At 69.2% G+C, this 10,196-nt stretch carries 14 protein-coding genes; 9 read left to right on the plus strand and 5 right to left on the minus strand.

The annotated features are described in order from the left end of the window. Nucleotides 1-228: hypothetical protein (locus E1281_RS31845; protein WP_207943604.1), on the minus strand; the 228-nt coding region annotated here is incomplete at its 3' end. 160 nt (nucleotides 229-388) lie between these two features. On the opposite strand from E1281_RS31845, the gene E1281_RS31850 reads away from it, so the two are divergent. Both E1281_RS31850 and E1281_RS31855 read left to right on the plus strand, forming a co-directional pair. Continuing rightward, on the plus strand, nucleotides 389-1,204 hold the full coding sequence (locus E1281_RS31850) for a helix-turn-helix transcriptional regulator (protein WP_131883423.1): 816 nt from the start codon (nucleotides 389-391) through the stop codon (nucleotides 1,202-1,204). Next, a complete protein-coding gene (locus tag E1281_RS31855; RefSeq protein WP_131883424.1) occupies nucleotides 1,195-1,377 on the plus strand; it encodes a DUF397 domain-containing protein in 183 nt (60 codons plus the stop codon). The genes E1281_RS31850 and E1281_RS31855 overlap by 10 nt, the downstream gene beginning before the upstream one ends. A gap of 92 nt (nucleotides 1,378-1,469) precedes the next feature. On the opposite strand, the gene E1281_RS31860 is transcribed toward E1281_RS31855, so the two are convergent. Continuing rightward, the gene (locus E1281_RS31860) at nucleotides 1,470-2,177 is read right to left on the minus strand and encodes a hypothetical protein (protein ID WP_207943605.1); all 708 of its coding nucleotides are present in this window, start codon (nucleotides 2,175-2,177) and stop codon (nucleotides 1,470-1,472) included. Nucleotides 2,178-2,565: 388 nt separating this feature from the next. Here E1281_RS31860 and E1281_RS31865 point away from each other — a divergent pair, with 388 nt between their 5' ends. Continuing rightward, nucleotides 2,566-3,054, plus strand: a complete 489-nt coding sequence (locus E1281_RS31865; RefSeq protein WP_207943606.1) for a hypothetical protein — start codon at nucleotides 2,566-2,568, stop codon at nucleotides 3,052-3,054. 87 nt (nucleotides 3,055-3,141) lie between these two features. Here E1281_RS31865 and E1281_RS42710 read toward each other — a convergent pair whose 3' ends face one another. Continuing rightward, complete coding sequence (locus tag E1281_RS42710) at nucleotides 3,142-3,270, minus strand: hypothetical protein (protein ID WP_279433672.1); 129 nt, start codon at nucleotides 3,268-3,270, stop codon at nucleotides 3,142-3,144. Nucleotides 3,271-4,059: 789 nt separating this feature from the next. Here E1281_RS42710 and E1281_RS31870 point away from each other — a divergent pair. Continuing rightward, entirely contained in the window at nucleotides 4,060-4,650 is a 591-nt protein-coding gene (locus E1281_RS31870) for a hypothetical protein (RefSeq protein WP_131883426.1), read from the plus strand. A 157-nt stretch (nucleotides 4,651-4,807) separates the two neighbouring features. Beyond that, a complete protein-coding gene (locus E1281_RS31875; RefSeq protein WP_131883427.1) occupies nucleotides 4,808-5,566 on the plus strand; it encodes a hypothetical protein in 759 nt (252 codons plus the stop codon). A 119-nt stretch (nucleotides 5,567-5,685) separates the two neighbouring features. Here the strand turns inward: E1281_RS31875 and E1281_RS31880 are convergent, their stop codons facing one another. Beyond that, complete coding sequence (locus E1281_RS31880; RefSeq protein ID WP_131883428.1) at nucleotides 5,686-6,612, minus strand: ankyrin repeat domain-containing protein; 927 nt, start codon at nucleotides 6,610-6,612, stop codon at nucleotides 5,686-5,688. A gap of 110 nt (nucleotides 6,613-6,722) precedes the next feature. Here E1281_RS31880 and E1281_RS31885 point away from each other — a divergent pair, with 110 nt between their 5' ends. The 3 genes from E1281_RS31885 to E1281_RS31895 are packed head-to-tail and all read left to right on the plus strand — an operon-like array spanning nucleotide 6,723 to nucleotide 7,991. Next, nucleotides 6,723-7,025, plus strand: coding sequence for a metalloregulator ArsR/SmtB family transcription factor (locus tag E1281_RS31885; protein ID WP_131883429.1), 303 nt, complete (start codon nucleotides 6,723-6,725; stop codon nucleotides 7,023-7,025). Next, on the plus strand, nucleotides 7,015-7,539 hold the full coding sequence (locus tag E1281_RS31890; RefSeq protein WP_131883430.1) for a YbaK/EbsC family protein: 525 nt from the start codon (nucleotides 7,015-7,017) through the stop codon (nucleotides 7,537-7,539). The genes E1281_RS31885 and E1281_RS31890 overlap by 11 nt, the downstream gene beginning before the upstream one ends. A 35-nt stretch (nucleotides 7,540-7,574) precedes the next feature. After that, the gene (locus E1281_RS31895; RefSeq protein ID WP_131883431.1) at nucleotides 7,575-7,991 is read left to right on the plus strand and encodes a thioesterase family protein; all 417 of its coding nucleotides are present in this window, start codon (nucleotides 7,575-7,577) and stop codon (nucleotides 7,989-7,991) included. 65 nt (nucleotides 7,992-8,056) lie between these two features. Here E1281_RS31895 and E1281_RS31900 read toward each other — a convergent pair whose 3' ends face one another. Beyond that, entirely contained in the window at nucleotides 8,057-9,004 is a 948-nt protein-coding gene (locus tag E1281_RS31900; RefSeq protein ID WP_131883432.1) for an AraC family transcriptional regulator, read from the minus strand. 74 nt (nucleotides 9,005-9,078) lie between these two features. Here E1281_RS31900 and E1281_RS31905 point away from each other — a divergent pair, with 74 nt between their 5' ends. Next, a complete protein-coding gene (locus E1281_RS31905) occupies nucleotides 9,079-10,095 on the plus strand; it encodes a saccharopine dehydrogenase NADP-binding domain-containing protein (RefSeq protein WP_165959198.1) in 1,017 nt (338 codons plus the stop codon). The last annotated feature ends 101 nt before the right edge of the window (nucleotides 10,096-10,196 follow it).

The following is a 10,196-nucleotide window of genomic DNA, read 5'->3' on the forward strand; positions in this document are numbered from 1 at the left end:
GGGCCGCCCGTCCCGCTCGTCGAGATACAGCCGGACGACGATCTGCCCCTTCCCATGCAGGTAGGCGTTAGTAACCAACTCACAGACCACCACCCGGCCCACGTAGTCGTCCTCGATCCCCCACTCGGCGAACCGCCCCGCGAGGAACCGCCGCGCGAGCCGGGGAGCGTCGCTGTCGGGGTCGAGGACGAGTGTGGACGGGGCCTCTGGGGCTAGCGCTGCTGGCATCGTTGCGACCTTTTCGGAACGTCTCCGCTTGAACGCCCTCCATTGAGCCACCGAGCGAGCGCGCAGCGTAACGAAGCGCAGGTGGTTGCCTGGCAATCTCCCCTGACCGACTTTCTGAACTTGGTAGCCGCTTGTGTCAAGGTTGGGGAACGATGACCGCATGGCACCTCGACGGTCGAGAGCAAAAGTCAGCCCGACCCTGGTCGCGTTCGGGCGCAGGTTCCGCCGGTTCCGCGAGGCCAAGGGCTGGAGCCAGGAGAACGTCGCACGCAGGGCCCGTGACGGAGAGGGCGTCACATCTCAGTACATCGGGCAGGTCGAGACCGGCCGGACGCGGTGCACCCGCGATTTCGCCGAGACGATGGACCGCGAGCTTGAACTGGACGGTGAGCTGGTCGAGCTGTGGGAGGACCTCGTCAAGGGCGCAGAATTCCCGACCTGGTACGAGTGGCTCCCCATCGAAGAGACGGCAGAGGAACTGACCTCCTGGAGCCTCTCCCTCGTCCACGGCCTGCTCCAAACCCCTAGCTATGCCGAAGCACAGCTGAAGGGCAACAAGGAGAAGACCGAAGAACGTATGGCCCGACAGAGAATCCTTACCCAGGAGAGTCCGCCGCCGCCCGGCTGCACATTCCTGGTGGACGAAGGCGTGCTGCTACGTGAGGTCGGGAACCCGCAGGTCATGCGCGAGCAGTGCGAGCACCTCATCGAAGCACCGAAGTCACTTGGCGTGTCACTGCACATTGTGAAGATGCGGGGCGACCATCCAGGGGGCATCAGTTCCTTTACGATCGCCACCATGGAGGACATGCGGGAAGTCGCGTACTTCGAGTGCCCGGCACGCGGATTCACGCTGGAAACGAACGACGAGCTAGCCGCCACCCGCCGCGCGCTTCGAGAGGTTCGTGCCTTGGCCCTCCCAATAGATCAGTCGCTTGAAGTCATCCGAAAGGTGCGGGCAGACCGATGGACCTGAACACGACCACCTGGCGCAAGAGCAGCCACAGCGGCAGCACCGGAGGCGAGTGCGTCGAGCTGGCCGCCCTCCCAGAAGGAGTGGGCGTCCGCGACAGCAAGAACCCGGACGGCCCGAAGCTACTCGTAGACCGCGACGCGTTCGCGGCCCTGGTGGCCTCCCTGAAGCACTGACCCTCCCCGACCGGCACGGAGCCCCCGGCCCCTTTAAGGGCCGGGGCTCGCATGTCCGTGACGGCGCCCGGAACATCCTCCGCCGTGACGGGTCAGCGAAGCAGGGCTCCGCGCAGGGTGATGCCGTGCCGCGTGCGCAGCCGCCGCAGCTCCCACAGCGCCACGGCGGTGACGGACAGCGGGGCTCCCAGGATGAAGGCCAGCCGGATCCCGAAGGGCACACTGTCGTAGGCGCCCCGGAACACGTCGATGAGGGCGACCTCCCAGACGAGCAGCGTCGCCAGCAGCGGTGGAACCGTCTCGTGGACGTCCGCCGTCCGGAAGACGTGCACGAGCGACAGCGCGATGCCGTAGAGACCGAAGGGGCCGAGCCACAACAAGAAGGCGCCCAGCGCGAACAGCAGCACCACCCGCCCCGGCGACGCCGTCCAGTTCGTATCCTCGGTCACGTAGCCCAGCCCCGTGAGCAGTCTCGGCCCGGCGAGCGTGACGGCCAGCGCGAGAAGCGCCCCGGCGGGCTTGCCCGCGCGGCGCAGGAACAGGCGCCGGTTGGGTGGGCGGGCCGCCGCGATGAAGGCGGCGACGGCGACCGGGAACGTCACCGCCAGCACGATGAGGGTGGTGCGGATCTGGGCGAGGCGGTCGTCCAGCACGGCGTCGGCGTCCGACGCCAGCCCGTAGGACACCAGGATCCACGTGACGGCGACCAAGCCGACGAGCGTCCGCCAGACCTGCACCCTCTTGACCACCGGGTCGTGCACGCGGTCCGGGCGGGACGGCGTGAACACCGCACGCCCCACGGCTATCGGATTGAAGAGGCGTCCGAAGGTCAACCGGCGCGGGGGAGCCGGCGGCCGCGGGCCCGCCGGCGGCGCCGGTGGTACGGGCGGCCAGCCCGGTCCCGGTGGGTGGCCCCCTCCGTAGGGATTCCACTGAGCCCCGCCACCGCCACCGCTCATCCGCGTCCGTCCCGTCGTCTCCAGAGGTCATGAGGAGAATAGCGAGATCGCTGCGGGTGAAACCGCCCTGTTTCCGTGGTATCCGCGCCGCGTCGGCACCGGCCGACCGGCAGCGGACCGCCTGCATCAGATTGGTCCGGCGGTGTGTCGAAATGCGCGCGGCGCCGTTCGTCTAGAACGTACAGCCCCAATAGCGGCGCAACCAGCACTCACGTGAAGGAGGATCGTCGTGCACGCCGACGAAGAACTCGCCTCGATCCCGGTCCCGCGCAGCCTGGACGAGCGGCGGGCCTACGCACAAGACCGGCTCGAAACCGGCTTCCAGATGTGGCTGGCCACCGGCAGCGACGGCCATGGTGCGCATCTGATCCCCGTGGCCTGTGTCTGGGACGGCTCGGCCCTGTACACCGCGACCTTCGCCAAGAGCCGCACCGTCGCCAACGTCAAGGGACACCCGCAGGCGCGGGTCGCTCTCGGCGACACCGCCGACGTCGTCATGATCGACACCGGCGCGTCGCTCATGAACGTCCCCGACATCGACGCGGACATCGCCGAGCGCTACGCCGAAGTCTCCACCGACCCCCGGACCCACCCGAAGGGCATGTTCGTCTACCTACGCCTGCACCCCAGGCGCATCCTGGTCTGGAACGGCCTTCACGAATTCGCCGGCCGCACGGTCATGCAGAACGGCCGGTGGCTGGACGACCCGGTCGACTGAGGTGATCTGTCCGTGTGATCGCCCGAGGGGTCCAAGCGCGTGGCCGACTGCGCTTCCCTTCGCAGGCGGGTGATGCAGGTCGGGAGATCAGCGGAAGTAGTAGAAGTAGCCGTCGTAGCAGTAGTACTGGGTGCAGTACGGCGCCTGGTATCCCCATACCCGCACCCCATTGGCCTTGAACCGGTTGTACACGGCCTTGCATTCGCTCGGAGTCATGCTAGCGATCGGACACGTGTACTTGGCCGTCCCAGCCATCGCATCGGGCGTTCCGACAAAGGTCAGCGTCACGGCGCCGAGCGCGGTGGCCAGCACCAGGAACATCCAATTGCGGGCTCTGCGAATCATCTATAAGCCTTTCTCTTCACGTTCTCCCGCTCGTGTTCGTTGCCGGAAACTACAACCGCGGTGCTTCGCCGCAGCTTCACCATGGCTTCACGCCTGCTCTCGTCCTTTGACACTCCAGCCGCATTCAGTGCTTAGTACGCCGACCGCACTGGGAAAACCCAGGCCGGGCCCACCTTGCACCGGCGCCCTCCCGACGGTCGCCGATTTTTGTCACGCGCCTCGTTTCGTTCTGAAAGGATCGGCCATATGGGAGATGCGTCAGACCTCGTCTACAGGCTTGAGCTCGCGGAAGAGAACGGTCCGGAGCGATATGCGGGATCTGAACTCGACGTACGCTCGGTGGTCGCGCGGATCCCTCGGGAGGTCAAGGACGGGTTGAGGTTCGACCAGGTTCCGTGGGGCCGTTTCCCCCACGCCTACGGATTGGGAGGGGACGTGCCCGAGTATCTGGTCCGCCTCCGATCCGAGGACGTCAAGGCAGTTGGGAAAGCCCTGGACGCCTTGTCCAACAGCATTTGCCATCAATGTGGAACGTCGGCGCCGGCCGCGTTGGCCGTCCCGTTCCTGGTGCGCATCGCCAGGCGACCCACGACGCACTGGCGGGCGGAAATCCTCGAGCTGGCCGGTGAAGCGGCGCGATGTGAGCACGACGGCAGTGGAATGCGCACCGGCCTTCTCCAGATCGCCCGCCCCGACCGCCGTCTGTGTTACGACAACGGGGGATACCTGGAGAACTGGTCGGTCGAGGCAGCGCGCATCGCCATCACCTCCGATGCGCCCCTGCTCATGACGTTGCTCGACGACACCGACGCGGCCGTCCGCTCCTCGGCCTGCTACGCCCTGGCCAAGGCCCTGGACGACACCGAGTCCATCCGGTCGGCCCTCCATCGCAGGCTGGATGTCGAGCAGGTCCCCGCCGCCCGGATGAGCCTCATCCTGGCGATCGCCCAACTGGCCCGAGCACACGGAGCCGAACCGGCCCTGACCGACCTCCGGCAATGGTGGGCGGACCTCGACCGTCCCTCGGACGTCCGTGTCAGCGCCGCTCTGGCCTGGCGATACCTGGGCGGCGATCCGGTCCCCGATGACCTGCGGTCGTTGCTCACCACGGAGGTCACCGACGAGATGGCCGAGTCCTTGGCGGACGTCCCATGGATGAAGGATGTCGAGTTCCGGCCCGGCACGGGTCTGCGGCGGTCCGTGAGCCTGGCGCTCGACCCCGCGGGCGACCGCCGATCGACCACCGGATAGAGCGACGCCCCTCCCTCCTACCGCCACATCGGCTCAGCCGATTCACAAGGCCGACCGCGTTCAAGCCATTCCGAGCAAGCCCGAGCCGAAGCAGGCCGAGCGCACGTGCCGTCCGGGCCGGCGGAGGATGTCGGCGGCGGGTGGTTTGGATTTCGTCATGGATCTTGCGGAGTTGTTCGGGACGGCCTCCCGCCTCACGAACGCCAGTGCCGGTGCTCTGGCGTGCGGCGAGCCGGGGCATCCGGACGGGCACACCTGCCTGCCGGTATCCCCGACTACGGGTGCGGACGACCTGGTCAAGGCGTTCACCGGGCGCTTCTCGGCCCCCTACACCCGTCCCCACGGGCTCCCGCCGCTTCCGCTCGCGGAACAGAACACATGGACGCACGCCTGGGTATGGGACTCCCGCGCGATCGCGCTCGGCCATGGCGCGAACGGCCGTCCCGTCCTCGCGGTCACGGAGCGGAACATGCCCGGACCGGACGACCTGCCCGCGGACATGCCCTGGGTCGACCGCCTGGCCGCGATCACCGGGGGACCGTCGTCGCCACCGCCCCCGACCGACTGGGCGGAGATCGAGACCCGGCTGGGCACACCGCTGCCGGGCGACTACAAGCGGCTCGTCGAGACCTTCGGCTGCAACGGCCTGTTCGACGTGTTCTTCCACGTCTCCGACCCCGATGAACTGATCGCCAACTTGAGTGACTACGCGGGCGACGACCCGGCTGCCGGGGGGCTTTCGGGCTATCCCCTCCCAGGCGGACTTATCCCGTGGTCGGGCAACGAGCACCACGAGACGTTCTTCTGGATCACCGAGGGCCCCGACCCCGACAGCTGGCCCGTCTACGCCGTGGAGGAGGGCGACGAGGGGACTCGCTTCGACTGCCGGCGACCGAGTTCCTCTTCCGCCAGATGACCGACCCGGAGTTCCCCTTCTACAGCGCGGCGGAACACCTCACCGGACACTGGTTCATGGAGTTCTTCCGCCCGGCCCCATGAACCATTGCCGATGCAGGACGTCACGTAGGTCGCGAATCAGCGCCAGTAGTCGCGTTGAGGGAGTTCGAGCCACAGGTCGAAGGGGCCGGTGATCGCGCGGGAGTCGGCCGGTCGCAGTCCTGCGTAGGCGAAGCAGAACGCCACGGCCTTGTAGTGGTAGAGGTAGGTGAGAAGGACCTCCTCGGCCGTGTCGTCGGCGCCGGCCCATCCGCCGGGATGCAGGTCCCAGCCTTCGAGCACGCCGTCTCGGGCGATGCTGCCCTGGTTTCCGCTCTTCGGGTTGGCGTACATGGCGTAACACAAGGTCCCCGTCGAAAGGGCCTTGGTGACACCGGGCGTGGAAGCCCCGAAGGCCCATGGCTGGGCGATGACGCACCCGCCCGACACGTCGGTCGCGGCGACGACCAGGTCGCCGCCCTCCTCGACGCCTCCGCCCTCGGACTCCGGCGCTTCGATCGTCGCCGCCCCCAGGCGCCGGGCGGCCTCGTCCGCGGTGATGTCGGCGACACAGGCCAGGCTGAAACCGTCGTAGCAGACGCCGCTCAACGCCCTTATCAGGCGGGGGGCTTCCTCAGCGGCCGCGGCTTCGGCGGCCGAAAGCTCGGCGCGGGACGGTGCGAACAGGTCCGGGCGCGGTCCCGCCAGGGCGAGCCGACCGGGTGACCAGCCGGCCATCATGGGGCGCCACGGATCGGCGCCGGCTTCGACGAGGGCACGGGCGTGGTCGGGACGGTCGTCGAAAACCGCCCGCCAGAGGGCGGTTCGGCCATCGAGTTCGGCGTCCACGTCCCTGACATGCCGGGCCAGTTCCGCGACCACTTCCGGCGTGCCGACGTCCACCGCCATGTCCAGCGCGCGGTGGAAGCCGGCTATGCGCGCGTCCGGATCGGCGCCGGCGTCGAGGCGCGCTCGGACCTGGGCGAGGTCCCGCCATGTCGTGTTGGCCCATTCGCTGGTGTCCATAGCAGCCGGATTGTGGACCATAGGTCCGACATCGCACTCGCCTCCCCGGAGGCGTCGGGAGGGAAGGAGTTAGTTAGACAACTAATTAGCTAATTGGCATAGTGGGTCGCATGCTCGATGTGGAGTTGATGAAGGCGCTCGCCAACGACAAGCGCCTGCTGATCTTGGAGTGGTTGCGCGATCCGGAACGGCACTTCCCGCCGCAGCAGGACGGTGATCTGGTCCGGGACGGGGTCTGCTCGCTGTTCATCGCCCAGAAGCTGGGGGTGAGCCAGCCGACCTGTGGCGAGCATCTGCGGGTGCTGTCCCAGGCGGGGCTGGTGCACGGCAAGAAGACCAAGCAGTGGGTGTTCTACCGGCGCGACCAGGAGCGCATCGAGCGGGCGAAGGAGCTGCTGAGCGGTGAGTGGTGAACTGGACGGCACCGTCGCGGCACCCGGGGACCTGGGGCTCTACGAACGTCTCATCCTGGACCTGGATGCAGCCGGGGCGCGCTACCGGCTGATCGACCATGCCTCCGAAGGGCGTACCGATCTGGTCAGCGCCCTGCGCGGGCACGATGTCGCGCGGGCCGCCAAGTGCCTGGTCGTCATGGTCAAGATCGGCAAGAAGGTCACCCGGCATGTCCTGGCGGTCGTGCCCGGTGACGCCCGGCTGGACCTGACGGCGGTCAAGGCGCTGCTGGACGGCACCTACGCCGCCTTCGCCGGCCGGGACAAGGCCGAGGAGCTGGCCGGCAGCGTCAGCGGCACCGTGCTCCCCTTCAGCTACCACCCGGGGCTGGAGGTGGTCGCCGACCCGGCGCTGTTCGAGGTCCCGGAGCTGTTCTTCAACGCCGCCCGGCTGGATCGGTCGATCGCCCTGGCCACCGACGACTACCGGCGCATCGCCGCGCCCCGCGTCGCACCGATCACCACCGCGCCCTGACCCCGGGCGCCTTCCTTTCGAGAAGGAGGTTCGAAATGCTCGCCTCGCTGCAGCCGGGACTGAGCGCGCGGCTGGACTACGTGGTCCCGGCGGAGCGCACGGTCCCGCACCTGCTTCCCGAGTCCGATGACTTCGTGGCCCTGCCCGCGGTCCTGGCCACCGGCTATCTGGTCGGCCTCGTGGAATGGACCTGCATGCGCGCCCTGCACGGGCATCTCGACAAGGACGAGCAGACCCTGGGCGTGCATGTCGACCTCAGCCACCAGGCACCCACACCACCCGGGGAAACGGTCACCGTCCACGCCGAACTGACCGCCGTCGAGGGTCGGCAGCTCGTCTTCACCGTCCACGCCGCCGATGCCGCCGCCACCGTCTGCCGAGGCACCCACCGCCGCGCCGTCATCGACACCGGACGCTTCCACGCGAAGCTCGGCGGCCGAACCACCGGCTAGCGAACACGGGACGCCCACGGCTCCTGGAAATGTGAGTGTCGCCGCGGCGTCATGCGGGACGGCACTCACCCTTTCCCGGAGACATGATCATCGTTGCGGCCGGCGTCGGACGACGGGTTCGGGAACGCTCGGGTGCGGTAGCGGCCGGGGGGTGTGCCGAACTCCCGTTTGAAGGCGTTGGCGAACGCGTATTCCGAGGCGTATCCGACGCGGTGTGCGACGGCCGCAAGGGGGGCGTCCTCGCGGGTCAGGATGCGGGCCGCCGTCGTGAGGCGCCACCAGGTGAGGTAGCCGAGCGGAGGCCGCCCTACCAGCGCGGTGAACCGGCGTGCGAAGGCCGCCCGCGACAGGCCCGCCGCCCTGCCCAGTTCCTCGACCGTCCAGGGCCTCGCGATGTCGTCGTGCATGGCGCGCAGCGCCGCACCGACGCCGGGGTCGCCGAGGGCACCCGCCCACCCGGTGCCCGGCTGCTCCTCGTACCACGCCCGCAGGATGAAGAGCAGAAGGGTGTCGAGCAGGGCCGGGACGGCGGCGTCGGTGCCGGGGCCGGGACGTTCGATCTCCGCGGCGAGCAGGTCGGTCGCGGCCCGCAGCCGCCGGTGCCGGCCGTTCCCGGCGGGCAGATGGATGAGGTCGGGCAGTTCGTCCAGCAGCGGATGCGAACGCGCCCGGTCCGTCCGGTAGGCGCCGCACAGCGTGACCGCGTTCGCGCCCTCGTCCTCGACGGCGGCAGCCCGGTTCAGAGCGACCGGCTCGTACGACACCAGCGGCCTGGACGGATCGTCGGTGAGCCCGTGGGCGCCGCCCTTGGCGGTGAACACCACGTCGCCGGGGCCGAGGGGCACCGGGTCGCCGGACTCGGGCACGAGCCAGCCCGATCCGGCCAGCATCACGTGAAACCCGGCGTCCGGGGAGGCGTGGAACCACCGGCCCCAGGGGGCACGCTTGGCGGAGCGGGCCGAATGCGGCCGGCCCGTCCGGACGGAGGCGATCACATCGCTGAGCACGTCCATGGTGAGACGATCACGTATCCTCGCGAGACAGTGGATTATTCATGATCTCGCGTCTGGTCCGTACTTTCACCTCTATGAAGATCGCAATCTATGGCGCGTACGGCTACCAGGGCAGGCTCGTCCGCGCGGAACTCGCCCGACGCGACGCCGAGATCATTTTGGTGGGCCGCGACGCCGAGCGCCTCGCCGCCGTCGCGGGCGGCCGCGAGACCCGTACCGCCGCCATCACCGACCATGACGCCCTCGTCGCCGCCTTCCGGGGAGCCGGCGCGGTCATCAACTGCGCGGGCCCGTTCACCCCGGCGGGGACGGCCGTCGTCCGCGCCGCCATCGCAGCCGGATGCCACTACACCGACACCTCGGGCGAGCAGCTCCACATCAAGCGCGTCCACGACACCTGCTCGGAGGGCGCGCGCCGCGCGGGAGTGGTCGCCACCCCCGCGATGACGGACGGCGGCGTCCCCGGCGACCTGCTCGCCCGCGTCCTGGCCGACCACCTGGGCGGCGGACCGCTGCACGAGGTGCTGACCGGGCACTCGGTGACCGGTGGCGCGGGGATGTCCCGCGGTTCGATGCGCTCGCTCCTCGGCACGGCGGACGTCGTCAGGTCCGGTGGTCTCGCCTACGAGGGCGGCGAGTGGCGTACGGAGGCCCGACCCCGCCTGACCTCGCTCACCTTCCCCGGCCGGGGCCCCGTGCCGATGTCCAGGTTTGCGCTGCCGGAGGTCGTCAGCGTGCCCCGGCACATCGAGGTCCAGCATGTCCAAGGCTTCGTCGAGGCCGACCTCGCCGCGCAGTTCTCCGGAGCCGTCCCCGAGGAGGCCGTCGACGCGTTCCCGGAGAACCCGGACGCCGAGGCCCGCCGGGGGCAGCGCTGGGCGGTCCTGGTGAGGGCCGGCACCCCGGACGGCCGCCGCGCCACCGCGTTCGCGGAGGGCTCCGACACCTACGGCACGACCGCGGCCATCGCAGCCGAAGGCACGCTCCGCCTCAGCGGCCCGCCCGGCGTCAGAGCACCCGCCGAGGTGCTGGACCCCGCCGCGTTCCTGAACGCCCTGGCCCCGACCGGAACCACCTGGAAGATCACCTAACCCGACCGGCCCCCTCGTCGACTTGCGGCGTGTTGTTGTTATGAGCGCGTCATAACAACAACACGCCGCAAGTCAACGTGGCCTGTGGAGGAGGTGACGGA

The sequence above is a fragment of the Actinomadura sp. KC345 genome (assembly GCF_004348515.1).
Lineage (GTDB): Bacteria > Actinomycetota > Actinomycetes > Streptosporangiales > Streptosporangiaceae > Spirillospora.